Annotated in this window: 24 protein-coding genes; 15 read left to right on the plus strand and 9 right to left on the minus strand. The window is 71.3% G+C overall.

The features are described from left to right. The first annotated feature begins 67 nt into the window (after window positions 1-67). From ACH4FX_RS08810 to ACH4FX_RS08820, 3 genes are all read left to right on the plus strand, one after another. A complete protein-coding gene (locus ACH4FX_RS08810; RefSeq protein WP_398476613.1) occupies window positions 68-1,075 on the plus strand; it encodes an aldo/keto reductase in 1,008 nt (335 codons plus the stop codon). A gap of 135 nt (window positions 1,076-1,210) precedes the next feature. Continuing rightward, on the plus strand, window positions 1,211-1,795 hold the full coding sequence (locus tag ACH4FX_RS08815) for a TetR family transcriptional regulator (RefSeq protein ID WP_398476615.1): 585 nt from the start codon (window positions 1,211-1,213) through the stop codon (window positions 1,793-1,795). A gap of 75 nt (window positions 1,796-1,870) precedes the next feature. Further along, window positions 1,871-2,494, plus strand: coding sequence for a Uma2 family endonuclease (locus ACH4FX_RS08820; protein WP_398476617.1), 624 nt, complete (start codon window positions 1,871-1,873; stop codon window positions 2,492-2,494). On the opposite strand, the gene ACH4FX_RS08825 is transcribed toward ACH4FX_RS08820, so the two are convergent. Together ACH4FX_RS08825 and ACH4FX_RS08830 are read right to left on the minus strand one after the other, a co-directional pair. Continuing rightward, window positions 2,452-3,084: a response regulator gene (locus ACH4FX_RS08825; RefSeq protein ID WP_398477037.1), complete on the minus strand. Its 633-nt coding sequence runs from the start codon at window positions 3,082-3,084 to the stop codon at window positions 2,452-2,454. The two genes, ACH4FX_RS08820 and ACH4FX_RS08825, sit on opposite strands and share 43 nt — an antisense overlap. A 20-nt stretch (window positions 3,085-3,104) precedes the next feature. After that, complete coding sequence (locus ACH4FX_RS08830) at window positions 3,105-4,316, minus strand: sensor histidine kinase (protein ID WP_398476619.1); 1,212 nt, start codon at window positions 4,314-4,316, stop codon at window positions 3,105-3,107. Window positions 4,317-4,486: 170 nt separating this feature from the next. Between ACH4FX_RS08830 and ACH4FX_RS08835 the strand changes: the two genes are divergently transcribed. Beyond that, window positions 4,487-4,900, plus strand: a complete 414-nt coding sequence (locus tag ACH4FX_RS08835; RefSeq protein WP_398476621.1) for a hypothetical protein — start codon at window positions 4,487-4,489, stop codon at window positions 4,898-4,900. A 105-nt stretch (window positions 4,901-5,005) separates the two neighbouring features. Here ACH4FX_RS08835 and ACH4FX_RS08840 read toward each other — a convergent pair whose 3' ends face one another. Further along, window positions 5,006-6,388, minus strand: a complete 1,383-nt coding sequence (locus ACH4FX_RS08840) for a glycine--tRNA ligase (protein ID WP_398476623.1) — start codon at window positions 6,386-6,388, stop codon at window positions 5,006-5,008. 200 nt (window positions 6,389-6,588) lie between these two features. Between ACH4FX_RS08840 and ACH4FX_RS08845 the strand changes: the two genes are divergently transcribed. From ACH4FX_RS08845 to ACH4FX_RS08860, 4 genes are all read left to right on the plus strand, one after another. Next, window positions 6,589-7,584, plus strand: coding sequence for a metal ABC transporter substrate-binding protein (locus ACH4FX_RS08845; RefSeq protein WP_398476625.1), 996 nt, complete (start codon window positions 6,589-6,591; stop codon window positions 7,582-7,584). Between the two features lie 80 nt (window positions 7,585-7,664). Then, entirely contained in the window at window positions 7,665-8,438 is a 774-nt protein-coding gene (locus ACH4FX_RS08850; protein WP_398476627.1) for a metal ABC transporter ATP-binding protein, read from the plus strand. Window positions 8,439-8,454: 16 nt separating this feature from the next. Then, window positions 8,455-9,363 (plus strand): metal ABC transporter permease, encoded by a 909-nt coding sequence (locus ACH4FX_RS08855; protein WP_398476629.1) that lies wholly within the window; start codon window positions 8,455-8,457, stop codon window positions 9,361-9,363. A 97-nt stretch (window positions 9,364-9,460) separates the two neighbouring features. Continuing rightward, on the plus strand, window positions 9,461-9,889 hold the full coding sequence (locus ACH4FX_RS08860; RefSeq protein ID WP_398476631.1) for a Fur family transcriptional regulator: 429 nt from the start codon (window positions 9,461-9,463) through the stop codon (window positions 9,887-9,889). Window positions 9,890-9,979: 90 nt separating this feature from the next. Here ACH4FX_RS08860 and ACH4FX_RS08865 read toward each other — a convergent pair whose 3' ends face one another. The 4 genes from ACH4FX_RS08865 to leuA form a co-directional block, all read right to left on the minus strand. Continuing rightward, a complete protein-coding gene (locus tag ACH4FX_RS08865; protein ID WP_398476633.1) occupies window positions 9,980-10,792 on the minus strand; it encodes an isoprenyl transferase in 813 nt (270 codons plus the stop codon). 97 nt (window positions 10,793-10,889) lie between these two features. Next, the gene (recO, locus tag ACH4FX_RS08870; RefSeq protein WP_398476635.1) at window positions 10,890-11,636 is read right to left on the minus strand and encodes a DNA repair protein RecO; all 747 of its coding nucleotides are present in this window, start codon (window positions 11,634-11,636) and stop codon (window positions 10,890-10,892) included. A 72-nt stretch (window positions 11,637-11,708) separates the two neighbouring features. Beyond that, a complete protein-coding gene (locus ACH4FX_RS08875; protein ID WP_398476637.1) occupies window positions 11,709-12,434 on the minus strand; it encodes a TerB family tellurite resistance protein in 726 nt (241 codons plus the stop codon). Between the two features lie 250 nt (window positions 12,435-12,684). Next, entirely contained in the window at window positions 12,685-14,463 is a 1,779-nt protein-coding gene (gene leuA / locus ACH4FX_RS08880) for a 2-isopropylmalate synthase (protein ID WP_398476639.1), read from the minus strand. A 304-nt stretch (window positions 14,464-14,767) separates the two neighbouring features. On the opposite strand from leuA, the gene ACH4FX_RS08885 reads away from it, so the two are divergent. From ACH4FX_RS08885 to ACH4FX_RS08915, 7 genes are all read left to right on the plus strand, one after another. Then, window positions 14,768-15,832: a M4 family metallopeptidase gene (locus ACH4FX_RS08885; protein ID WP_398476641.1), complete on the plus strand. Its 1,065-nt coding sequence runs from the start codon at window positions 14,768-14,770 to the stop codon at window positions 15,830-15,832. 61 nt (window positions 15,833-15,893) lie between these two features. Next, window positions 15,894-16,160, plus strand: coding sequence for a protealysin inhibitor emfourin (locus ACH4FX_RS08890; RefSeq protein WP_398476643.1), 267 nt, complete (start codon window positions 15,894-15,896; stop codon window positions 16,158-16,160). Window positions 16,161-16,260: 100 nt separating this feature from the next. After that, entirely contained in the window at window positions 16,261-16,575 is a 315-nt protein-coding gene (locus ACH4FX_RS08895; protein ID WP_398476645.1) for a hypothetical protein, read from the plus strand. A gap of 3 nt (window positions 16,576-16,578) precedes the next feature. Then, window positions 16,579-18,204, plus strand: coding sequence for an alpha/beta hydrolase (locus ACH4FX_RS08900; protein ID WP_398476647.1), 1,626 nt, complete (start codon window positions 16,579-16,581; stop codon window positions 18,202-18,204). After that, window positions 18,198-18,809 (plus strand): hypothetical protein, encoded by a 612-nt coding sequence (locus ACH4FX_RS08905; RefSeq protein ID WP_398476649.1) that lies wholly within the window; start codon window positions 18,198-18,200, stop codon window positions 18,807-18,809. The genes ACH4FX_RS08900 and ACH4FX_RS08905 overlap by 7 nt, the downstream gene beginning before the upstream one ends. A gap of 75 nt (window positions 18,810-18,884) precedes the next feature. Next, window positions 18,885-20,270: a GH1 family beta-glucosidase gene (locus ACH4FX_RS08910; RefSeq protein WP_398476651.1), complete on the plus strand. Its 1,386-nt coding sequence runs from the start codon at window positions 18,885-18,887 to the stop codon at window positions 20,268-20,270. After that, a complete protein-coding gene (locus ACH4FX_RS08915) occupies window positions 20,267-21,523 on the plus strand; it encodes an MFS transporter (RefSeq protein WP_398476653.1) in 1,257 nt (418 codons plus the stop codon). Before ACH4FX_RS08910 ends, ACH4FX_RS08915 begins: the two co-directional genes overlap by 4 nt. A 15-nt stretch (window positions 21,524-21,538) precedes the next feature. Here the strand turns inward: ACH4FX_RS08915 and era are convergent, their stop codons facing one another. After that, the gene (gene era, locus ACH4FX_RS08920) at window positions 21,539-22,477 is read right to left on the minus strand and encodes a GTPase Era (protein ID WP_398476655.1); all 939 of its coding nucleotides are present in this window, start codon (window positions 22,475-22,477) and stop codon (window positions 21,539-21,541) included. Window positions 22,478-22,569: 92 nt separating this feature from the next. Further along, complete coding sequence (locus ACH4FX_RS08925; protein ID WP_398476657.1) at window positions 22,570-23,835, minus strand: cation:proton antiporter; 1,266 nt, start codon at window positions 23,833-23,835, stop codon at window positions 22,570-22,572. Between the last annotated feature and the right edge of the window lie 30 nt (window positions 23,836-23,865).

The following is a 23,865-nucleotide window of genomic DNA, read 5'->3' on the forward strand; positions in this document are numbered from 1 at the left end:
TCGCCGCCGTGCCTGTCCGGGCGCGGCCGGCGGCACCCCACCACCCCTCCACCTCTGAGGAGCACCCGTGCAGACCCGCACCCTCGGCACCACAGGCCCGCAGTCCTCGGCCCTCGGCCTCGGCTGCATGGGCATGTCCGCCCTGTACGGCGACCCGGGCGACCGCGGCGAATCCATCGCCACCATCCACGCGGCCCTCGAAGCCGGCGTCACCCTGCTGGACACCGGCGACTTCTACGGCATGGGCCACAACGAACTGCTCATCGGCGAGGCGCTGCGCAGCGCGCCCGCGGCCCGCCGCGAGCAGGCGCTGACCAGCGTCAAGTTCGGCGCCCAGCGCACCGTCGAGGGCGACTTCATCGGGCTCGACGGCCGGCCGTCCTCGGTGAAGAACTTCGCCGCGTACTCGCTCCAGCGCCTGGGCACCGACCACATCGACATCTACCGGCTCGCCCGCGTCGACCCGGACGTGCCGATCGAGGAGACGGTCGGCGCCGTCGCCGAGCTGGTCGAGGCCGGTCACGTCCGGCACATCGGACTGTCCGAGGCCGGCGCGGACACCCTGCGCCGGGCCGCCGCCGTCGCCCCGATCGCCGACCTCCAGATCGAGTACGCGCTCATCTCCCGCGGTATCGAGGACAAGATCCTGCCCACCGCGCGCGAGCTGGGCATCGGCGTCACCGCGTACGGCGTCCTCTCCCGCGGCCTGCTCAGCGGCCACTTCGCGCGCGACCGCAAGCTGGCCGCGGACGACTTCCGCGCGGCCAGCCCGCGCTTCCAGGGCGAGAACCTGCACCGCAACCTCGACCTGACCGACGCGCTGCGCGAGATCGCCGAACAGAAGGGCGTCACGGTCGCGCAGATCGCCATCGCCTGGGTCCTCGCCCAGGGCGAGGACATCGTGCCGCTGGTCGGCGCCCGCCGGCGGGACCGGCTGGCGGAGGCGCTCGGCGCGCTGGACGTCACGCTGGACGCCGGCGACCTCGCGGCCATCGAGCGCGCCGTCCCGGCGGGCGCCGCGGCCGGGGACCGCTACCCGACACAGCAGATGGCCCTTCTGGACAGCGAGCGCTGACCTTTCCGGGCAGCGAGCGCCGGCCTTCACGGGCACGGCCGGGGGACGTACGGGTACGGTCCCAAGGAGGACGCCGCCGCGTCCGTACCAGGGCGCCCCGCGCGGCGCCCCCGACCGAAAGGCCCGTACGCCCCCATGCCACCCGCCGAGACCCTGACCCCCGAACGCATCCTCGAAGCCACCGAGGACGTGCTGCGCCGCTACGGCCCGGCCAAGGCCACCGTCGTGGACGTGGCGCGGGCGCTGGGCGTCAGCCACGGCAGCGTCTACCGCCACTTCCGTACGAAGACGGCGCTGCGCGAGGCGGTCACGCAGCGCTGGCTGGACCGTACGAGCGAGCAGCTGAGCGCCATCGTCACCGAGGGCGGCCCGGCGCCGGAGCGGCTGCGCCGCTGGGTGCGCGCCCTGTTCACCGCGAAGCAGCACAAGGCGGGCGACGACCCCGAACTGTTCGCGACCTACATGACACTGGTCGGCGAGAGCGGCGGCGTCGTGGAAGGCCATGTCGCCGACCTGACCGGCCAGTTGGCGGCGATCATCCTGGACGGCATCGAACAGGGCGCGTTCGCGCCGGGCGACTCGGCGACGCTGGCACGGGCCGTCTTCGACGCGACCGGCCGCTTCCACGATCCGTGTTACGCGGCGGACTGGTCGCAGCCCGGGATCGAGGAGGCGCTGGAGGCGGTGGTGGGGTTGGTGTTGCGGGGGTTGCGGGGTTGACGTGACGGCCGTCGTTGTCAGCGGCGTCTCCTACGCTGAGTATCAGCCTGATCACTCGACGGGGGGCTATGTGTCATGACGCTGCTGCTCGAACGGCAGACCACCGAATCCGTTACGCACGACCCGACCCGGTTCCGGAGAGTCCTTCGTGATCTCCTGAGCATCGACGTACCCGACGGCCACCGGGCGGAGATCGTCGGCGAGAACATCGTCCTGTCGCCGTGGCCGCCGCCCTCCTACATGCTCACCATGCTGGCGATCGAATCGCAGCTGACGCCACTCCTGCCGGACGGACACGTCCTGACGGGCTTCCCCTGCCTCTTCACGTTCCCGGCGCAGGAGCGCGCCTTGCAACCGGAGATGTACGCCGCCGCCAAGAGCGCGTTCCACACGGACGAGCATCACCTGGACAGCACGGAGCTTTCCCTGGCTGTCGAACTGACCTGCCCGGCGACCCGTCACCACGACTACGGGGACAAGCTCACTACGTACGGGAAGGCCGGTGTGCCGGTGTATCTGCTGGTCGACATGGAGGAGCAGCGGACCACCGTCTTCTGGGAGCCGGGCGAGGACGGCTACGCCGAGCGGGAGTCGGCCGAGTTCGGCGAGGAGCTGCGCATGCCCACGCTCTCTGCCCGGGCGCCGACGGCGCCCCTTCACACCCCCAAGAACCGCAACACCGCCAGCACCCGCCGATGATCCGCGTCGGCCTTCGGCAGGTCCAGCTTGGCCAGGATGTTGTTGATGTGCTTGGCTACCGCGGACTCGCTCACGACCAGGGCCGCCGCGATGCCCGCGTTGGAGCGGCCCTCGGCCATCAGGGCCAGGACCTCCCGTTCGCGTTCGGTCAGCCGCTCCAGCGGGTCGCTCTGCCGCCGTACCAGCAGCTGCGCCACCACCTGCGGGTCCAGCGCGGTGCCGCCCGCGGCGACCCGGCGCAGCGCCTCGATGAACTCCTCGACGTCCGCGACCCGCTGCTTGAGCAGATAGCCGATGCCGCTGGTGTTCGAGGCGAGGAGGTTGGTGGCGTACCGTTCCTCCACGTACTGCGACAGCATCAGCACCGCGGTCCCCGGCCACCGCTCCCGGATCTCCAGCGCCGCCCGCACCCCCTCGTCCGTGAAGCCCGGCGGCATTCGTACGTCCACCACCGCGAGGTCCGGCCGGTGCTCCGCCACCGCCGCCAGCAGCGCCTCGGCGTCGCCGGTCTCGGCGGCCACCTCGAACCCGGCCGTCTCCAGCACCTTCACCAGGCCGACCCGCAGCAGGACGGAGTCCTCGGCGATCACGGCGCGGCGTACGGCGGGCGTCAGGTCGTGCACGGCAACTCCACGGTCATGGCGGTCGGCCCCCCGACGGGGCTGCTCATCCGGAACGCCCCGTCCACGGAGCGCACGCGCTGGGCGAGCCCCTTGAGACCGCTCCCCCGGGCCGGATCGGCACCGCCCACTCCGTCGTCGGCGACGACCACCCGAAGTATCTCCCCCAGGCGGGTCACGGTCACATCCGCCCGGGTCGCGTCCGCGTGCTTGGCCACGTTGTTGAGGGCCTCGGAGACGACGAAGTAGGCGACCGCCTCGACGGCGGGCGCGGCCCGGTCCGGCAGGTCCGTGCGCAGCCGTACCGGCAGCGGCACCCGTGCCGCCAGGCCCGACAGGGCGGCGTCCAGGCCGAGTTCGTCCAGTACGGCCGGGTGCAGCCCGCGCACCAGGCTGTTCAGCTCCTCGATGGCCTCCTTGGCCTCCCGGTGCGCCTCGTCGATGACCTGCTGCGCCTCGGGCGGCAGGTCCCTGAGCGTGGCCTTGGCCAGCCCCAGGTTCAGCGCGAGCGCGACCAGCCGCTGCTGCGCGCCGTCGTGCAGGTCCCGTTCGATGCGGCGCCGTTCGGCGTCGGCGGCATCGACCGCGCCGGCCCGGCTGCTGGTCAGGTCCTCGACCCGCCGCTGGAGCTCCTCGGAGCGGCTGACGTGCAGCACCGCGCGGGCGACGAGGTTCTCCAGCCGTACGAGGCCGGCGGCGAGGGCGGGGATGGCGGCCAGGGCCAGCAGGCCCGCCACACAGGCGTACCCGGCCTGGGTGGCGTACGCAGGGTGGTCCACCCGCCACCGCCAGTCCACCGCGAAGATCCACGCCGGACTGGTCGCCGCCGCCAGGGCCGCCGCCAGCACCGCGAGCAGCAGCAGTTCCAGCGCCCCGAAGAGCGGTCCGATCAGCCAGTTGTAGGCGAACTGCCGCTTGGCTTCACGGAAGCGCAACCTTGGCAGGTCCATTCCGCACAGCGCCCGGAATCGCCACCGCTGGGCCTCGGTCAGGCCGTACGCGCAGATGACGAGCAAGGTGGCCGGGGCCCAGAAGACGATCGGGGCGGCGGAGGAGCTGCCTTTCAGGGTGTTGATCAGCTGCGTGAGCGCCCAGAGGAAGAGCGGAGGGACGGTGCCGTGCAGCGGCACCCCGGCGCCGATGAAGAGAAGATCGCGGCGCGTCCGTACGAGCGCACGGCGCAGCCGCGGGGGAATGGTCATGATCCATACGGTAGGCGCGGCCTGCCGGGCGGGCCATGACGACAGTTTCCGCTCCGGGGGTGCAACTGGTGCCACCCCGGGTCGGACCCGGGTGTTACTGACTTCGGCCGCCCCCGCCGGGAGAGTGGATCACGAGCCCGAAGGCCGGGTTCACCCACCCCGGAAGAGGCATGCCCATGGCGCTCATCGCCTGCGACCCGCCCTGCACGGCGCGCCCGTTCACCCTGACCGCGAGCCGCCGTACGTGGGCGGGCCGCGTCCTGACCGGCGCCGGGCTGGCCCTGCTGCCGTGGATGGGCTACCTCGCCGGGACGCTGCCGCCCGCGGAGGCGGCGGCCTGGGTGGCGCTGGACGCGGTCGAGGCGGCGTGCCTGCTGATCGCCGGTACCCGGCCGATGGCGGGGCGGCCGGGCAACCGGGCGGCAGCGGCGGTGGCCGCGGTGCTGCTCGCCGCCGACGCGTGCGTGGACGTGGCGACGGCGGGGCCGGGGAGCGAGCTGCTGACCGCCGTGATCATGGCGGCCGGCGCAGAGCTGCCGCTGGCGGCGCTGTGTGCGGCGCTCGCCGCGCGCTCGGCCCGGTGACGCCATGGGGTGGTCTCGCGGAACACGAACGCCGGCCGGGCTGGGAAGACCAGCCCGGCCGGCGTTCGATGCCGTCTTTCCGGTGCGGCGGCGCCCCGCGAAGGGTCAGCAGCCCAGCAGACGCCCGCCCAGGTACGACTGGATCTGGTCCAGCGACACCCGCTCCTGCTTCATCGTGTCGCGCTCGCGCACGGTGACCGCGTTGTCGTCCAGGGTGTCGAAGTCGACGGTGACGCAGAACGGCGTACCGATCTCGTCCTGGCGGCGGTAGCGGCGGCCGATGGCGCCCGCGTCGTCGAAGTCGATGTTCCAGTTCTTGCGCAGGTCGGCCGCCAGGCCCTTGGCCTTCGGCGACAGCTGCGGGTTGCGGGACAGCGGCAGGACCGCGACCTTGACCGGCGACAGGCGCGGGTCGAGGCGCAGCACCGTGCGCTTCTCCATCTTGCCCTTGGCGTTCGGCGCCTCGTCCTCGGTGTACGCGTCGAGCAGGAAGGCGAGCATGGCGCGGCCGACACCGGCCGCCGGCTCGATGACGTACGGGGTGTAGCGCTCGCCGGCCTCCTGGTCGAAGTACGACAGGTCCTGGCCGGACGCCTTGGAGTGCGAGGACAGGTCGTAGTCCGTACGGTTGGCGACGCCCTCCAGCTCGCCCCACTCGGAGCCGCCGAACTGGAAGCGGTACTCGATGTCAGCGGTGCGCTTGGAGTAGTGCGAGAGCTTCTCGGCGGGGTGCTCGTACCAGCGGATGTTCTCCTCGCGGATGCCGAGGTCGCGGTACCAGTTCCACCGCTGCTCCATCCAGTACTCCTGCCACTTCTCGTCCTCGCCCGGCTTGACGAAGAACTCCATCTCCATCTGCTCGAACTCGCGGGTGCGGAAGATGAAGTTGCCGGGCGTGATCTCGTTGCGGAAGGACTTGCCCATCTGCGCGATGCCGAACGGCGGCTTCTTGCGGGAGGTCTGCTGGACCTGGGCGAAGTTGGTGAAGATGCCCTGGGCGGTCTCGGGGCGCAGGTAGGCGACCGAGCCGCTGTCCTGGGTGGGGCCGAGGTGGGTGGAGAGCAGGCCGGAGAACTGCTTGGGCTCGGTGAACTGGCCCTTGTTGCCGCAGTTCGGGCAGTTGACGTCGGCCAGGCCGTTCTCGGGCAGCCGGCCGTGCTTGGCCTCGTACGCCTCTTCCAGGTGGTCGGCGCGGAACCGCTTGTGGCAGGCGGTGCACTCGGTCAGCGGGTCGGTGAAGGTGGCGACGTGGCCGGAGGCCACCCAGACCTCGGGCGCCAGGATCACCGACGAGTCGATACCGACCACGTCGTCGCGCGAGGTGACCATGGAACGCCACCACTGGCGCTTGATGTTCTCCTTGAGCTCGACGCCGAGCGGACCGTAGTCCCAGGCGGCGCGCTGGCCGCCGTAGATCTCACTGCACGGGTATACAAAGCCACGGCGCTTGCTCAGGCTGACGATTGTGTCGATCTTGTCGGCGGCCACGGTGCTCTCTTCATTGCGACGACGAACGATGGGTAGGAGCGGCGCCCTGGCGTCTCCTTGTGGGGTGGTGGTCGGGAGACGGGCGGGCGAATGCTTCAGGTTACCGGCGGCCCTGCCCCCCGGATCAAATCGGTTCGCCGCCGGTCCGTTCCGGGACCCCTTGTTGACAATCGTTTCCACTTTTGTTGAAAATGACTGTCATGAACGTACGACGTCACATACCCACCGCCGTCATAGCCGGAGCCTGTGTCCTCGGCATGACGGCCCTCTCCGCCTGCTCCGACTCCAGCGGGGGCAAGGCCGACGGCAAGCTCAACGTGACGGCGTCGTTCTACCCGATGGAGTTCCTCGCCAAGGAGATCGGCAAGGACCACGTCAAGGTCACCGACCTGACCTCCCCCGGCACCGAGCCGCACGACCTGGAACTCTCCCCCCGGCAGACCGCCGAGCTCGGCGAGTCGGACGCGATCGTCTACCTCAAGGGCATCCAGCCCGCCGTCGACCAGGCCGTCGCGCAGTCCGGGGTGAAGCACATCGTCGACGCGGCGTCCCTGACCCGGCTGAAGAAGCACGGCGACGAGGTGGACGGCCACGCCCACACCACCGGCGACAACGGCACCGAGCACGACGAGCACGGCCACGAGGGCCACGACCACGCCCACGAGGCGGACGGCAACGACCCGCACATCTGGCTCGACCCGGTGAAGTTCTCCCAGGTCGCCAAGGGCGTCGGCAAGGCGCTCGCGGACGCCGACCCGGCCCACCGGGCGGACTACGCGCGCAACACCGACGACCTGGTCAAGAAGCTCGGCGACCTGAACAAGAAGTTCGAGGACGGGCTGAAGAACAAGAAGGCGGACACCTTCATCACCACCCACGCCGCCTTCGGCTACCTCGCCGAGCGCTACGGCCTCACCGAGGAGGCCATCAGCGGCATCGACCCCGAGTCCAGCGACGTCAGCGGCAGCCGCATGAAGGAGCTGCAGAAGCTGGCCAAGGACCACCACGTCGACACGGTCTTCTCCGAGACCCTGACCAACCCCGCGATGGCCAAGACCCTCGCCGAGGACCTCGGCGTACGGACCGACGTGCTCGACCCCATCGAGGGGATCACCGACCGGTCCAAGGGCCGGGACTACCTCCAGGTCATGGAAGCCAACCTGGCGGCCCTCCAGAAGGCGCTCGGCGCCAAGTGACCGGGCGCACGGCACGGCCGGGTGACGCGGCCGGACACCCGGTGGGACAGGTTCGTACGGCACGACGGGAGGATGCGGCCATGAAGGACCAGGACACGGTCATATCGCTGCGCGGGGCGGGTGCGGCGCTCGGCGCACGCCCCGTCCTGCGCGGCGTCGACCTGACCGTACGGCGCGGAGAGGTGGTGGCCCTGCTCGGCGCCAACGGCTCCGGCAAGTCCACCGCCGTCCGCGCCGTGGTCGGCCAGGTGCCGCTGACCAGCGGCGAACTGGAGCTGTTCGGCACCCCGCAGCGCCGGTTCAAGGACTGGGCGCGCATCGGCTACGTGCCCCAGCGCACCACCGCGGCGGGCGGCGTGCCCGCCACCGTCCGGGAGATCGTCGCGTCCGGCCGGCTGGCCCGTACGAAGCTGAAGTGGCCCGGCCGGGCCGACCGGGACGCCGTCCACCGGGCGCTGGACCTGGTGGGCATGGCGGACCGCGCCAAGGACTCCGCCGAGGCGCTCTCCGGCGGCCAGCACCAGCGGGTGCTGATCGCCCGCGCCCTGGTCGGCGCGCCGGAGCTGCTGATCATGGACGAGCCGATGGCCGGGGTGGACCTGGCCAGCCAGGAGGTGCTGGCCGAGACGCTGCGGGGGCAGGTCGCGGCGGGCGCCACCGTGCTGCTCGTCCTGCACGAGCTGGGCCCGCTGGAGCCGCTGATCGACCGCGCCGTGGTGCTGCGCGACGGCTGCGTGGTGCACGACGGCCCGCCGCCCGAGGCCGTGGGCCAGCACGCCCTGCCCGGCCACGACCACGTCCACCCGCACGCGGACCCGGCCGCCGAGCCGGTCCGCACCGGGCTGCTGACCTGAGACGGACTGACCTGACATGGACCTCCTGAACTACGCCTTCATGCAGCGGGCGCTGCTCGCCGCCCTCCTGGTCGGCGTCACCGCGCCGGCCGTCGGCATCTACCTCGTCCAGCGCCGCCAGGCGATCATGGGCGACGGCATCGGGCACGTCGCGCTGACCGGTGTCGCGCTGGGCTTCCTGCTGCGCACCTCGCCCGTGTGGATGGCCGTCCTGGTCGCCGCGCTCGGCGCGATCGCCATGGAGCTGGTGCGGTCCAAGGGCCGCACCCGCGGCGACATCGCGCTGGCGATGCTCTTCTACGGCGGCATGGCCGGCGGCGTGCTGATCATCAACCTCGCGCCCGGCGGCTCCACCGCCAACCTGACCAGCTATCTCTTCGGCTCGATCAACAGCGTCTCCCCCGAGGACGTGATGGTCACCTGCCTCCTGGCCGCCTTCGTGATGGCGGTCACCCTGGGGCTGCGCCGCCAGCTGTTCGCGGTGTGCCAGGACGAGGAGTTCGCCCGGGTGATGGGCCTGCCCGTACGGGCGCTGAACCTGCTGCTCGCCGTCACCGCCGCGCTCACCGTCACGGTCGCGATGCGCGCCGTCGGGCTGCTGCTGGTCAGCGCGCTGCTGGTGGTGCCGGTGGCCGCCGCGCAGCAGGCCACCCGCGGCTTCGCGATGACCCTCGCGCTGTCCGTCGCCATCGGAGTCGTCGTCACCCTCTCCGGTACGGTCTTCTCCTTCTACGTGGACGTGCCGCCCGGCGCGAGCATCGTGCTGCTGGCCATCGCGGTCTTCGCCCTGATGGCGGCGCTGGCCGCCCCACTGGCCAGAAAGCGCGCCCGGGCCGCCGCCGAGGCCGCCCGGCAGTGCACTCTGGATCTGCCCGGCAGCCGCTCCCCCGGCGACGACGTCAGCGTGCAGGGGGCCCGGGGATAGAGGTACGCGTAAGCGTTGCACCCGGGCTCCGGTCATCACCTGGCACAATGGCCGGACTGATGTGCAGGGGGACGTCCCGAGACCTAGGGAGGCAACGGTGGCGAGCGCTGGATCTCCGGTGCGCGGCCGGTCGACGCGGCAGCGGGCCGCCGTGGCAGCGGCACTGGACGAGGTGGACGAGTTCCGCAGCGCGCAGGAGCTGCACGACATGCTCAAGCACCGGGGGGACTCGGTCGGGCTGACCACGGTCTACCGGACGCTGCAGTCCCTCGCGGACGCGGGCGAGGTGGACGTACTGCGCACCAACGACGGCGAGGCCGTCTACCGCCGGTGCAGCACCGACGACCACCACCATCACCTGGTCTGCCGCAACTGCGGCAAGGCCGTCGAGGTGGAGGGCCCGGCCGTGGAGAAGTGGGCGGACCAGATCGCCGCCGAGCACGGCTTCCAGGACGTCGGGCACACCATCGAGATCTTCGGTACGTGCGGCGAGTGCGCGGCCAAGGCGGCCGACGGCTCCGCCTGACGCGGAGCGCCGACGGCAACGGCGATACGACGGCGGCCGGACCCCTGGGCAGGGGTCCGGCCGCCGTCGCGTACGCGGTGGGCGAGGCCCTCACGTCGCGGGCGCCACCTCGGGGGCCGCGCCGAAGCGGCGGTCCCGCTTGGCGTATTCGAGACAGGCGTCCCACAGGTTCCGCCGGTCGAAATCCGGCCAGAGAATGTCCTGGAACACCATCTCCGCGTAGGCGCTCTGCCAGATCAGGTAGTTCGAGGTGCGCTGCTCACCGGACGGCCGGACGAACAGGTCCACGTCCGGCATGTCCGGGTAGTACATGTACTTGGCCACGGTCTTCTCGGTGACCTTCGCCGGGTCCAGCTTCCCGGCCCGCACATCGGCGGCGATGGCCGCCGCCGCGTCCGCGATCTCCGCCCGGCCGCCGTAGTTGACGCAGAAGTACAGCGTCATGGCGTCGTTGTCCTTGGTCTGCTCCTGGGCGACCTGGAGCTCCTGCACCACGGACTTCCACAGCTTCGGCATCCGGCCGACCCAGCGGATACGGATGCCCAGCGCGTCCATCTCGTCCCGGCGGCGGCGGATGACATCGCGGTTGAAGTTCATCAGGAAGCGCACCTCCTCGGGCGAGCGCTTCCAGTTCTCCGTGGAGAAGGCGTACAGCGACAGGTTCTTGACGCCCATCTCGATGCAGCCCCGGAGCACGTCGAGGACGACGCCCTCGCCGACCTTGTGCCCCTCGGTGCGGGGCAGACCGCGCTCCTTGGCCCAGCGGCCGTTGCCGTCCATGACGATCGCCACGTGGTTCGGCACGAGTTCGCCGGGGATCTTCGGCGGACGCGCACCGGAGGGGTGCGGCTCGGGCGTCTCGTATTCGCGTCGGCCGCGCCCCAGAATTCCGCGTCGTGCCATCCGGTCCACATCTCCTATGCGTAGTGCGTGGTGCGCTCGGGTCCGGGCCGCCGCCCGTCCGCCGAGCCGGTTCTCGCCTTCGGGCTGCTGAGCCTATCTACTTCTCCACGTACCGCAGCGAGCGCAGTCCGCGCTCCAAGTGCCAGTGCAGATATGCCGCGACGAGGCCGCTGCCCTCCCGGACGTGCCGGGGCTCGCACGCGTCCGCCGTCTCCCAGTCGCCGGACAGCAGCGCCGCGAGCAGCCCGATGGCCTCCGAGGAGGGGACGACGCTGCCCGGCACCCGGCAGTCGCCGCACACCACACCGCCCGAACCCACCGAGAAGAACCGATTCGGTCCGGGCAGGCCGCACTTGGCGCAGCCGTCGAAGCTGGGGGCGTAGCCGTTGACCGCGAGCGAGCGCAGCAGGAACGCGTCCAGCACCAGGTGCGGCTGGTGCTCGCCGCGCGCGAGCGTGCGCAGCCCGCCGACCAGCAGCAGGTACTGCTGCACGGCCGGCTCGCCCTCGTGGTCGGTGAACCGCTCGGCGGTCTCCAGCATGGCCGTACCGGCGGTGTAGCGGGCGTAGTCCGTGACGATGCCGCCACCGTAGGCGGCGATGGTCTCACTCTGGGTGCACATCGGCAGCCCGCGCCCGACCAGCTCGCTGCCGCGGGCGTAGAACTGCACGTCGACGTGGGAGAACGGCTCCAGCCGGGCACCGAACTTGGACTTGGTGCGGCGTACGCCCCGGGCCACGGCGCGTACCCGGCCGTGACCGCGGGTGAGGAAGGTGATGATCCGGTCCGCCTCGCCCAGCTTCTGGGTACGCAGCACAATGCCGTCATCGCGGAACAGACTCATGCGGTCCATTCTCGCGCACCCGGCGGGGGCGGCCGTACGGGGCCGGGCCCGGCCGTGCGGTCCGGTACGGCCTCAGGACGGTGTGCGGGCCGCCGCCAGCAGCCGGGCGGTGTCGTCCGGGCACAGCAGGAGGGCCGTTCCGACGGTGGTCAGGACCTCGCGCTCGGACGGGAGGTACGGGCCGTCGGCGAGGGCGATCCGGGCGCCCTGGAGGAGCAGGGACTCGCGGCCGGCCGGGGCGAGGTGCGGGGCCAGCGGCTCCAGGGCCTCGTGCAGCTCTATGGCCAGCGCCGTGCCGCACGGGTCGAGGCCGCCGCCGGGCCGTCCGAGGCTCCCGGAGGCGGTGCGCGACAGGGCGCCGTCGTGCGCGCCGGGCAGCCGGCCGGTGTCGGCGGCGAGCGCGGCGAGCAGGGTCAGCAGCTGGTCCTCCGTACAGTCCGCGAAGCCCGCGGCACGGACCGTCCCGACGGCGGTGCTGCGCACCCCGGGCGAGGCGGTGCCGCCGGCGGCCAGCACGGCCAGCGTGACGGTGTGCACGGCGTCCCGGAGCATCGCCGAGAAGCGGGCGGTGGTGGGGTGGTCCAGCGCGTCCAGGGCGAAGTGGCCGCGGCAGGCGGAGCACTCGACGACGGGGCCCGCGGTGCCGCGCGGCAGCAGCGGCAGACCGAGGACGGTCAGACGGCGGCGGCCGGTCCGCCGGAGGTAGTTGCGGTCCCCGCCGCACTCGGGGCAGAAGAACTCGCCGTCGGCGATGGTGCGCCAGGACGTCCGCACACCCACCACAGCCAGTTTGTGCATCACGTCGACCCTCCGTAACGCTCCGGCGTCTTTGCCGCGTTGACGTGATGTTAGCCACATCGGAGATGTGCCGTCAGTACCGCGGACCCGACAAGACGGCCGTTTAAACCGGTCGAGCGCCACCGCGCCCCCCGGCTCTCGCGGGGAGAACCGGGGGGCGCCGGATACGCCGCAGGTCAGGGCCGGTCGGCGGACCGCGGGCCGGCCCCTGGCCGGGGCCGGACGGGCGGACCGCACAACGGCCCGGTGATCAGCGGCTCGCGCGGTTGACCGCGGAGACGGCCGCCTTGATCGAGGCGCGCACGATGTTCGCGTCGATGCCGACGCCCCACAGCACCTTGTCGCCGACCGCGCACTCGATGTACGCGGCGGCCTGGGCGCCGACGCCCTCGCTCATCGTGTGCTCGACGTAGTCCAGCAGGCGGACGTCCACGTCGATGGCGTGCAGCGCGTCGAAGAACGCCGCCAGCGGTCCGTTGCCGGTGCCGGTCAGGACCGTGTCGGCGCCGTCCACGACCGCCTCGACGGTCAGCGCGTCGGTGCCCTCGGTCGTCGTGGAGGTCTGGGCGCTGCGCAGCGCGATCCGGCCCCAGGCGTTCTCCGGGGTCGGCAGGTACTCGTCCTGGAAGACGGACCAGATCGCGTCCGGCGTGACCTCGCCGCCCTCGGCGTCGGTCTTCTCCTGGATGGTCTTCGAGAACTCGATCTGCATCCGGCGCGGCAGGTCCAGCTTGTGGTCGTTCTTCAGGACGTACGCGATGCCGCCCTTGCCGGACTGCGAGTTGACGCGGATCACGGCCTCGTAGGAGCGGCCGACGTCCTTCGGGTCGATGGGCAGGTACGGAACGGCCCACTCCAGGTCGTGCACGCTCCGGCCCTGCTCCGCGGCCTGCGCCTCCATGGCCTCGAAGCCTTTCTTGATGGCGTCCTGGTGGGAGCCGGAGAAGGCGGTGTAGACCAGGTCGCCCGCGTACGGGTGGCGCGGGTGGATCTCCATCTGGTTGCAGTACTCGGCGGTCCGGCGGACCTCGTCGATCTGCGAGAAGTCGATCTGCGGGTCCACGCCCTGGCTGAACAGGTTCATGCCCAGGGTGACCAGGTCCACGTTGCCGGTGCGCTCGCCCTGGCCGAACAGGCAGCCCTCGATACGGTCCGCACCGGCCATGATCGCCAGCTCGGCGGCGGCCACCGCGGTACCGCGGTCGTTGTGCGGGTGCACGGACAGGCAGATGTGCTCGCGCCGCGACAGGTTGCGCGACATCCACTCGAAGCGGTCGGCGTGTGTGGAGGGGGTGGAGCGCTCGACCGTGGCCGGCAGGTTCAGGATGATCTCGCGGCCCTCCTCGGGCTGCCAGACGTCCATGACGCCCTCGCAGACCTCCAGCGCGAAGTCCAGCTCGGTGTCGGTGAAGATCTCCGGACTGTACTGGTAGCCGAACGCCGTCTCGGGACCCAGGATCTTGTCCGCGTACTCCATGACCAGCCGCGTACCGTCCACCGCGATCTGCTTGACCTGCTCGCGCGAGCCGCGGAAGACCACCCGGCGGAAGACCGGGGCGGTGGCGTTGTACAGGTGGACGGTGGCCTTGTGGGCGCCGCGCAGCGACTCGACGGTGCGCTCGATCAGCTCCTCGCGGGCCTGCGTCAGGACGGAGATCGTCACGTCCTCGGGGATCGCGCCCTCTTCGATGATCGACCGTACGAAGTCGAAGTCGGTGGCGCCGGACGAGGGGAAACCGACCTCGATCTCCTTGTAGCCCATCCTGACCAGCAGGTCGAACATCTCGCGCTTGCGGACCGGCGACATCGGGTCGATCAGCGCCTGGTTGCCGTCGCGCAGGTCGGTGGAGAGCCAGCGGGGCGCCTTGGTGATGCGGTTGTCCGGCCACGTGCGGTCGGGGATGTCCACGGCCTCGTAGGCGCTGTAGCGGTGCACCGGCAGGCCGGAGGGCTTCTGGGTGCGGGTCGCGTTGGTGATGGGGGTGGGGCGGCCGACGGAGTTCTCAGCAGGAATCGACGGATTCGTCATGGTGGCGCGGGGCTCCTCGTGTGTCCGCGGGGGGAAGAGGCCGACGGGGCGAAAATCGCAGCACCGAACTCCGCGGGGAGGGGGTCGGCCCTACGACAACAGACCCTCGCCGCGGCAGCTAAGGAGAAGCAGCCCGTAACGCATGATGCACAGCACCCTAGCCGAGGCGACGCGGTATCGGCGGCCCCGTATCAGTATGCGGGACCGGGCCCACGTAACCCCCGAATGGCGATCAACCACACGTTTTCAGGAATCATGACGGCAGGGAGTGACACGGTGATGACCCAGTGCCACATTGCCGTGCATGAACCCTGAAGCCACTGCGGCCCACCCGGTTTTCTGCACGGTCGTCCCGCCCCACGTCCTGGACAAGCTGGCCCAGCTGGACGACCCGGACCGCTCCGAGCGCGCCCTGCGCACCCTGGAGCACGACGCCCTCCAGCGCACGCGCCGCCGCCTCACCACCGTCCGCGGCCTCGGCGCGCCCACCGGCACCGCGTCGGACAAGCCGAACCGCACCATCTACGACGCGAAGCACCAGGAGGTGCTGCCGGGCAAGAAGGTGCACTCCGAGTCCGACAAGCCGTCCAAGGACGCCTCCGTCAACCGCGCGCACGCGGGCCTCGGCGCCACCTTCGAGCTGTACCTGAAGGTCTACGGCCGGCACTCGATCGACGACTCCGGCCTGCCGCTGAACGCGACCGTCCACTACGGCGAGAAATACGACAACGCCTTCTGGGACGGCCAGCGGATGGTCTTCGGCGACGGCGACAACGACCTGTTCCTCGACTTCACCATCCCCGTCGACGTCATCGGCCACGAACTGACCCACGGCGTCACCCAGCACACCGCCAACCTGGACTACTTCGGCCAGTCCGGCGCGCTCAACGAGTCCATGTCGGACGTCTTCGGCGCCCTGATCAAGCAGTACTCCCTCGGCCAGAACGCCGCCCAGGCCGACTGGCTGATCGGCGCCGGACTGCTCGGGCCGAACGTCACCGGCGAGGCGCTGCGCTCGATGAAGGCCCCGGGCACCGCGTACGACGACGACGTCCTGGGCAAGGACCCGCAGCCCGCGACGATGGACAACTACGTCAAGACCTCGCGCGACAACGGCGGCGTCCACATCAACTCCGGCATCCCCAACCACGCCTTCTACCTGCTCGCCACGGACCTCGGCGGCAACGCGTGGGAGCGGGCGGGCCAGATCTGGTACGACACGCTGACCGGCGGCGAGCTGGACAAGGACGCGCAGTTCGCCGACTTCGCGCGGCTGACGGTCGCCACGGCCCGCAGCAAGTACGGTGACGGCGCCGAGTTGCAGGCCCTCCTCAAGGCGTGGTCGCAGGTGGGCGTCCCCACCGGCTGATCCCGCACACTCTGGCCCGTTCCGTCCGTTTCCCCGAGCTCCACTGGGTAGGAAGTCCGTCATGCGAATCCAAGTTCGACGCACCGGCGGCTTCGCCGGCATCGAGCGCCACGCCGAGGTGGACACCTCCGGCCGCCCCGATGCCGCGGAATGGCACGCCCTGGCCGAGCAGGCAGCCGCCGCCGGCCGGGGCACGCCCCCGGTAGGCGTCCCCGACGGTTTCAGCTACCAGATCACCATCGACGGCGACACGGTCTACGCCTCCGACCCCCGCCTCACCGAGGAACAGCGCAAACTGATCACCAGAGTCCTGAAAGAAGGCAGCTGACCGACCCGGCCCACCCCTCCCTGCAACCGCCCCGCCGCCCCCTCCGTCATGATCGTGTGACGGGCCACGACCGGGCCCGGGGACCAGGGGGGAAGAAAACATGCCCGACCAAGGCATCTCGGTCACACCCGAGACGCTCCGAGCATCGGCGGCCGCCGCCGACACCATCAGCCAGGACCTGGAAAAGCCCATCGCCACCGCGAAGCGCGACATCGAGGCAGCGGGCACGGCACTGAAGGCCTGGCACGTCGGCCCGGACATGGAGCGGGTCGGCCACGACTGGGGCATGGCACTGGACGAGCTGCGCAAACGCATCGGCGGCGGCGCCGAGAGTTCGGCGGCACGCCTGCGCCACACCGCCGACGGCCACCAGGACAACGAAGACGTCACCGCCCGGTCGTTCCGGGGGCGGTGACCGGTGCCCGAGAACTTCCACGAACTGCTCAAGCAGGACTTCTCCGACCTGGAGGCCGCCGTCACATCCTGGCGGAAACTGGCCGGGGAACTGGAGGAGGCCCAGGTCCGGCACCGGCAGAAGGTGACCGGTCCGCTGCACGCCGGCGAGTGGCGGGGCGCGGACTCGGACACCGCGTTCATGAAGATGGAGGCGAGCGAGACGCAACTGGGCGTCGCCCAGTCCGATGTCTCCTCCATCGCGACGGTTCTGGACACCGTGCACGTCAGGATGAAGCTGGCCCAGGACAAGCTCCGCCAGGGAGTGCGGGACGCGGAAGCCGACGGGTACGCCGTCGACGACCACGGCACGGTGACGGACAGCCGGACCGGCTCCACCGACGCCGACGACGCCGAGGCCCAGGCGGCGCGGAAGCAGCGCGCCGCCGTGATGGGCGTCTACCAGGGCATCATCCAGGACTCGATCGACAGCGCCACGAAGGCCTCCTGGGAGGGAATGCAGCTCCTCCAGTCGATCGACGCCTTCACGCTCGACAAGGACTACGGTGCGTCGAAGGCGCGGGAAGGCGCCCGTAAGGTCGCCGACTCGCTGTTCCAGATCGGTGACGAGTTCATTCCCTCGGACAAGGACCCGAAGGAGAACGCCAAGTGGTGGGCCGGTCTCACCCCGCAGGAACGGCAGTTGTACATCGACGCCTATCCCGAGAAGATCGGCTGGCTCGACGGCATCCCCAGCACCGACCGCGACGAGGCGAACCGTAAATCCTTGGACATCTCGCTGTCCGAATACGACCTCAAGAAGCAGAACGGCGAACTGGGCATCCACGACGAGCGGCAGTACGGGGGGCTGCGCAAGTTGCAGGACGCGCTGGACAAGGCGGACGGCAGCCCCGACGAGAACAAGCGGCTTTTCGTGCTGGGCATCGACACGAAAGGCGACGGGCGGGCCGTGGTGGCGCAGGGGAATCCGGACACCGCCCGCAACGTGGCCGTACAGGTTCCCGGAACCGACAACGACCTGGCGAACGTCGACGAGCACATCGACCGGATCGGCCGGCTCCAGCAAGCGGCCCGGTCCCAGAGTTCCGAGAGCACCGCGGTGGTGTCGTGGCTCGGTTACGACGCCCCCGAGGCGGACGGCAGCATGGTGACGTCCGGGCGGGCCGAGGCAGGCGCCGGTGACCTCAGGAGCTTCACGCACGGCCTGCGCGAGTCGCACACCGGTGACCGTGCCCACATGACCGTGCTCGGGCACAGCTACGGCTCCACGATGGTGGGAGCCGGTGCGACCGGCGGTGACGGCCTGGATGTCGACGACATCGTCTCGGTCGGCAGTCCCGGCATGACAGTGGACCACGCCAAAGACCTGCATATCGACCCCGACCACGTATGGGCCGGGTACGCGAAGGACGACCTCGTCTCCACGATCGCCTCGGACAAGACCCTCGGAGAGAACCCCGCCGACAAGGAATTCGGGGGCAAGGTGTTCGGCGTGGACACCTCGGGGCACGGCGGGTATTGGGACCAGAAGAGCGAGAGCCTTCGCAATCAGGGACGCATCATCGTGGGCAGGACTCCCAGCGAAGGGGATTACCGCGTGCATCCGAAGCCCGTGGAGCCGAAATGGTGAGCCGCGCCGTCCGGGAGACCGGCCGTATCGGTCTGCTGATACTCGCACTGCTCGCAACGGGAGGTTGCATGAACGACTCCGGGAAGAACGATCCGCTGCCGGTCAGGAGCAAGGAGAAGGCCGAACAGCAGGTGCGTGAACTGATCGGCTCGCTGGCGGCCCAGTACTCCCTCAAGACCGACGAGAAGACCGTCGACAAGGAATTCCGCGACTGCTTCGGAAAGAACCACGAGCGCGCCGGCGACGGGCGCTTCGACCTCACCTACTCCGTGCGGTCCCGGCTGCCGGGAGAAGAGCACGGTAAAGCGTTGCGTGCCATGCGCGAGAAGCTCGAAGCGTCGGGGTACAAGGTCAGCGGCTACCGCGAAGAAGCGTCGGACGCCCTCATGGACGCCGAGGGAGGCGTCGACGGTTTCTCCGTCTCCGTCGAGAGCTACCGGCCCGCCACCGAGTTGGTCTTCTCGGTCACCACCCCCTGCTTCCTGCCCCCCGGCGTCAAGCAGGAGCAGGTTTCGGCGCCGGTGCCGGACGTGGCGCCGGTGGCCGTGCCGACGACCGGGGCGGGCGGCGCTTCGGACCGCTTTCCCGACAGCCCCTTCGGCTGACGGGGGCAGGTGATCAACTCCCGCCCCCCGCACACCCCTTGACACCCATACCCGCCGGTAAGCACGATCCGCCGCATGGACGATTCGCGTGTGCCGGGTGGGTCCTCGCCGCGTGCGCTGCCGCGGTTTCCCGAGGGGTTCCTGTGGGGGGTGGCCACCTCCGCCTATCAGATCGAGGGGGCGGTGGACGCGGACGGGCGGGGGCGGTCGGTGTGGGACGACTTCGTGGCACGGGCCGGGCGGGTCAAGGACGGGAGCGACGCGCGTACGGCGACCGGGCATTACCACCGGTACCGGGAGGACGTCGGGCTGATCGCGGGGCTGGGGGTCGACGCTTACCGGTTCTCGGTGGCCTGGCCGCGGGTGATGCCGGACGGGGGGCCGCGGGTCAACGCGGCGGGGCTGGACTTCTACGACCGGCTGGTGGACGAGCTGTGCGCGGCGGGCGTCCGGCCGGTGCCGACGCTCTTCCACTGGGACACGCCGTCGGCGGTCGAAGCCGCGGGCGGGTGGCCGGCGCGCGACACGGCGCAGCGCTTCGCGGCGTACGCGGATGCCGTGGCGGCGCGTCTCGGGGACCGGGTGGACCGGTGGATCACCCTCAACGAGCCCGCTGAGCTGACGCTGCTGGGGTACGGGCTGGGGCAGCATGCGCCGGGTCTGCGCCTGGGATTCGAGGCGTTGCCGGCGGCACATCATCAGTTGCTGGGGCACGGGCTGGCCGTACAGGCACTGCGCGCGCGGGGAGCGACCGGCATCGGTATCGCCAATTCGCACGGACCGACGTGGGCCGCGTCGGAGTCGGCCGCCGACCAGGAGGCGGCGGGGCTCTACGACCTGCTGCTGAACCGGCTGTTCGCGGAGCCGGTGCTGCTGGGGCGCTATCCGGAGGAGGTGCTGACGGCGGGGCTGCTGTCCGGGCCGGTCCACGAGGACCTGAGGATCATCGGGGAGCCGTTGGACTGGTACGGGGTGAATTACTACCAGCCGACGAAGGTGGGGGCGCCGGAGGCGGAGGGCGCCGGGCCGGTCGGTTTCGCGGGGATCGAGCTGCCGCCGGGGCTGCCCTTCGCGCCGCGCGCGATCGAGGGGTACCCGCGCACGGACTTCGGCTGGCCGGTGGTGCCCGCGGCGCTGACCGAGCTGCTGACCGGGTTCCGCGACCGGTACGGCGACCGCCTGCCGCCGGTCGTCGTCACCGAGAACGGCTGCTCGTACGAGGGCATCGAGGACCGGGAGCGGATCGCCTTCCTGGACGCGCACGTACGGGCGGTGCACGACGCGATCAGCGCCGGGGTGGACGTCCGCGGGTACTTCGTCTGGTCGCTGCTGGACAACTTCGAGTGGGCCGAGGGGTACGCCCGGAGGTTCGGGCTGGTGCACGTGGACTACACGACGCTGGCGCGGACGCCGAAGGCGTCGTACCACTGGCTGCGGGACGCCTTGCGGGCGCAGCGGTGACCGGCGCGGGGGCCGCGGGCACGCCCGGGGCCCTCGCCGAGCCGGCCGCGCGGGTGGGCCGCGGCTGGACCGCCGCGCTGGCGCTGGCGAACGGGGCGGTCTGGGCCGGCTGGTACGGCCCGCTCCAGGTGCTGCTGGCTCTCCAGGCGGCCGAGCTGGCGCCGCCGGGCACGTCGAAGGAGTCGGTGTTGGCGTGGGTGACCGGCCTGGGCGCCGCGGTGTCGCTGGTTGCCAATCCGCTCTTCGGCGCGCTGTCGGACCGTACGGTGTCGCGGTTCGGGCGCCGTACGCCGTGGATCGCGGCCGGTGTCCTCGGCGGCGCGGCGGCGCTGTGCCTGCTGGCGGCGGCCCGGAGCGTCGCCGTGATGGCGGCCGGGTGGTGTCTGGTGCAGCTCGCGCTGAACGCCGCGTTCGCGGCGGTCACCGCGGCCGTGCCGGACCGCGTACCGCACGCGCAGCGCGGCACGGTCGGCGGCTGGCTGGGCGCGGCGCAGTTCCTGGGGGTGGTGGCCGGTACGGGCCTGGCGTCCGCCGCCGGCGGCATCGCCGCGGGGTACGCGGCGTGCGCCGCCTTCACGGTGCTGGCGACGCTGCCGTACCTGCGCTACCGGGACCTGCGGATCGGTCCCGGCGACCGGCCGCCGTTCGCGTGGCGGACCTTCCTCGCCGGGTTCTGGATCAGCCCGCGCCGCCACCCCGACCTCGCCTGGGCCTGGCTGACCCGCTTCCTGGTCAACCTCGGCAACGCACTCGCCCTGCTGTACCTGCTGTACTACCTGCGCGACGCGCTGCACCGGCCGCACCCCGCTAAGGACGTGCTGGTGCTGACCGCCGTCGACGGGGTGATGCTGCTCGTCACGGTCGTCGCCGGCGGGATCTGGTCGGACCGTACGGGCCGCCGCAAGCCGTTCGTCCTGTGGTCCGGTGTGATCATGGCGGTGGCCACCGCGCTGCTCGCGGGGTGGCAGACCTGGACCGGCGCGCTGGTCGCCGCCGCCCTGCTGGGCGTCGGCTTCGGCGTGTTCACGTCGGTGGACTTCGCGCTGATGACGGACGTCCTGCCGGCCGCCGCCGACCGGGGCCGGGACCTGGGTGTCATCAACATCGCCAACTCGCTGCCGCAGGTCGCCGCCCCCGCGCTGGCCGCGCCGGTCGTCACGCACCTGGGCGGCTATCCGGTGCTGTACCTGCTCGCGGCGGGCACCGGGCTGGCCGGGGCGCTGCTGGTACGGCGGATCCGCGGGGTGGAGTGAGCGGCGGGCGGCGGCTCAGAAGCCGAGCTTGCGCAGCTGCTTGGGGTCGCGCTGCCAGTCCTTGGCGACCTTCACGTGCAGGTCGAGGTAGACCGGTGTGCCGAGCAGCGCCTCGATGTGCTTGCGGGACTTCACGCCGACCTCCTTGAGCCGCTTGCCCTTGGGGCCGATGATGATCCCCTTCTGGCTGGGCCGCTCGATGTAGACGTTGGCGTGGATGTCCAGCAGCGGCTTGTCGGCCGGGCGGTCCTCGCGCGGCAGCATCTCCTCGACCACCACGGCGATGGAGTGCGGCAGCTCGTCCCGTACGCCTTCGAGCGCCGCCTCGCGGATCAGCTCGGCGACCATGACCTGCTCGGGCTCGTCGGTGAGGTCGCCCTCGGGGTAGAGGGGCGGACTCTCCGGGAGCATCGGTACGAGGAGGTCGGCGAGCAGGGACACTTGCTGGTCGCCGACGGCGGAAACCGGAATGATCTCCGCCCACTCGATGCCCAGCTCCTGGCCGAGGCGGTCGACGGCGAGCAGCTGCTCGGCGAGCTGCTTGGAGTCCACCAGGTCGGTCTTGGTGACGATGGCGATCTTCGGGGTCTTCTTGATCCCGGCCAGCTCGCCCGCGATGAAGCGGTCGCCGGGGCCCAGCTTCTGGTCGGCGGGCAGGCAGAAGCCGATCACGTCGACCTCGGCCCAGGTGGTCCGTACGACGTCGTTGAGCCGCTCGCCGAGCAGCGTGCGCGGCTTGTGCAGGCCCGGGGTGTCGACCAGGACGAGCTGGGCGTCGGGGCGGTGCACGATGCCGCGCACGGTGTGCCGGGTGGTCTGCGGGCGGTTGGAGGTGATGGCCACCTTCGTGCCGACCAGAGCGTTCGTGAGGGTCGACTTGCCCGCGTTCGGGCGGCCGACGAAGCAGGCGAAGCCCGCGCGGTGCGGGGCGGAGGACTCGGTACGAACGCTCATGGCGCCCATTGTCCCCGATCGGCGGGGCCGCGCCGACCACGAGCCCCGGACTCCGGCCGCACGGGGCGGGCGGCGGTGCGCCGCGGCCGGTCTCAGGGCGTGGCGCCGACCCGCTCCACCGGCGCCTCGGCCGTACGGCGCGCGTCGATCCGGTCCCACAGCGTCAGCAGCGGGGTGGCCAGCACCGTCGTCACCAGCGCCACCACGACCAGCACCGCGAACATCGACGGTGTCACGATGCCGGCCGCCAGCCCGATGTTGATCGCGATGAGCTGCATCAGCCCCCGGGCGTTCATCAGCGTGCCGATGCGCAGCGCGACCCCGCCCTCCTCACCGGCCGCGCGGGCCGCCAGCCAGCAGGCCCCCAGCTTGCCGAGGACGGCCAGGGCGACGCAGCCCACGGTGAACAGCAGCAGGCCCGGCGTGGCCAGCAGCGCGAAGTCGGTGTTCAGACCGGAATAGGTGAAGAACAGGGGCAGGAAGACGATCCGGCTGATCGGCCCGATCGCCTCGATGGCCCGGTCCACCGGCTCGGACCGCGGGAAGACCACGCCCAGGCTGAACGCGCCGAAGACGGCGTACAGGCCGATGCGGTCGGTGTACCAGGCGGCCAGGAAGAGCACGACGACGGTGATCAGCAGCAGTTCTTCGGGGGTCCGGCGGTGCACCAGGCCCGCCAGCCGGGTCCCGGAGCGGGCGAGCAGGGCGAGGACGGCCACCAGGCCGGCACTGCCGGCCAGGGCGACGACCAGCGGTCCGGTGCCGCCGCCGGTCAGGCTCAGCACCCCGGCGAGCAGCACCCACGCCAGCGCGTCGTCCACCGCGCCGGACGCCAGGGACAGCGAGCCGAAGCGGGTGCCGGTCAGGCCGCGCTCGGTGATGATGCGGGCCAGCATGGGGAAGGCAGTGATGGCGAGGGTCACACCGACGAAGAGGGCGGAGACGGTGACGGACACGTCCTCGGGGAAGACGTCGACCCGGCCGTGCGCGGCGTAGGTCAGCCCGACGCCCAGCGCGAGCGGTACGAGGATGCCGGCTCCGGAGATCATCGCGGCCGGTTTGGCCACCGTCCGGATCCCGGCCGACCGGAACTCGTACCCGGTCTGGAACATGAAGACGACCAGGCCGATCTGCCCGGCGACGTACAGCGCCGGCCGCAGCTCCGGCGGGAAGAGGGCCGCCTCCACGCCGGGCGCCAGCAGCCCCAGCACGGACGGCCCGAGCACCACGCCGGCGACCATCTCGCCCACCACGGGCGGCTGGCCCAGCGCGCGCAGGGCACGGCCGGCCAGACGGCAGACGAGCAGGATGACGACGACGGCCAGGAAGAAGACCGGCCCCAACTCGGTGGTGGACATGGCGGGACGTCCTTCGGCTCGCGGAGGTAC

Source organism: Streptomyces sp. NPDC018019, from assembly GCF_044327805.1.
Lineage (GTDB): Bacteria > Actinomycetota > Actinomycetes > Streptomycetales > Streptomycetaceae > Streptomyces.

Bases quoted from the DNA above. Each gene is read 5' to 3' on its own strand.
- era (WP_398476655.1), bottom strand. From the start codon at position 22,477: ATGAGCGTTCGTACCGAGTCCTCCGCCCCGCACCGCGCGGGCTTCGCC.
- ACH4FX_RS08830 (WP_398476619.1), bottom strand. From the start codon at position 4,316: ATGACCATTCCCCCGCGGCTGCGCCGTGCGCTCGTACGGACGCGCCGC.
- leuA (WP_398476639.1), bottom strand. From the start codon at position 14,463: ATGACGAATCCGTCGATTCCTGCTGAGAACTCCGTCGGCCGCCCCACC.
- ACH4FX_RS08815 (WP_398476615.1), top strand. From the start codon at position 1,211: ATGCCACCCGCCGAGACCCTGACCCCCGAACGCATCCTCGAAGCCACC.
- ACH4FX_RS08850 (WP_398476627.1), top strand. From the start codon at position 7,665: ATGAAGGACCAGGACACGGTCATATCGCTGCGCGGGGCGGGTGCGGCG.
- ACH4FX_RS08895 (WP_398476645.1), top strand. From the start codon at position 16,261: ATGCCCGACCAAGGCATCTCGGTCACACCCGAGACGCTCCGAGCATCG.
- ACH4FX_RS08875 (WP_398476637.1), bottom strand. From the start codon at position 12,434: ATGCACAAACTGGCTGTGGTGGGTGTGCGGACGTCCTGGCGCACCATC.
- ACH4FX_RS08845 (WP_398476625.1), top strand. From the start codon at position 6,589: ATGAACGTACGACGTCACATACCCACCGCCGTCATAGCCGGAGCCTGT.
- ACH4FX_RS08925 (WP_398476657.1), bottom strand. From the start codon at position 23,835: ATGTCCACCACCGAGTTGGGGCCGGTCTTCTTCCTGGCCGTCGTCGTC.
- ACH4FX_RS08865 (WP_398476633.1), bottom strand. From the start codon at position 10,792: ATGGCACGACGCGGAATTCTGGGGCGCGGCCGACGCGAATACGAGACG.
- ACH4FX_RS08885 (WP_398476641.1), top strand. From the start codon at position 14,768: ATGAACCCTGAAGCCACTGCGGCCCACCCGGTTTTCTGCACGGTCGTC.
- ACH4FX_RS08835 (WP_398476621.1), top strand. From the start codon at position 4,487: ATGCCCATGGCGCTCATCGCCTGCGACCCGCCCTGCACGGCGCGCCCG.
- recO (WP_398476635.1), bottom strand. From the start codon at position 11,636: ATGAGTCTGTTCCGCGATGACGGCATTGTGCTGCGTACCCAGAAGCTG.
- ACH4FX_RS08820 (WP_398476617.1), top strand. From the start codon at position 1,871: ATGACGCTGCTGCTCGAACGGCAGACCACCGAATCCGTTACGCACGAC.
- ACH4FX_RS08855 (WP_398476629.1), top strand. From the start codon at position 8,455: ATGGACCTCCTGAACTACGCCTTCATGCAGCGGGCGCTGCTCGCCGCC.
- ACH4FX_RS08910 (WP_398476651.1), top strand. From the start codon at position 18,885: ATGGACGATTCGCGTGTGCCGGGTGGGTCCTCGCCGCGTGCGCTGCCG.
- ACH4FX_RS08890 (WP_398476643.1), top strand. From the start codon at position 15,894: ATGCGAATCCAAGTTCGACGCACCGGCGGCTTCGCCGGCATCGAGCGC.
- ACH4FX_RS08905 (WP_398476649.1), top strand. From the start codon at position 18,198: ATGGTGAGCCGCGCCGTCCGGGAGACCGGCCGTATCGGTCTGCTGATA.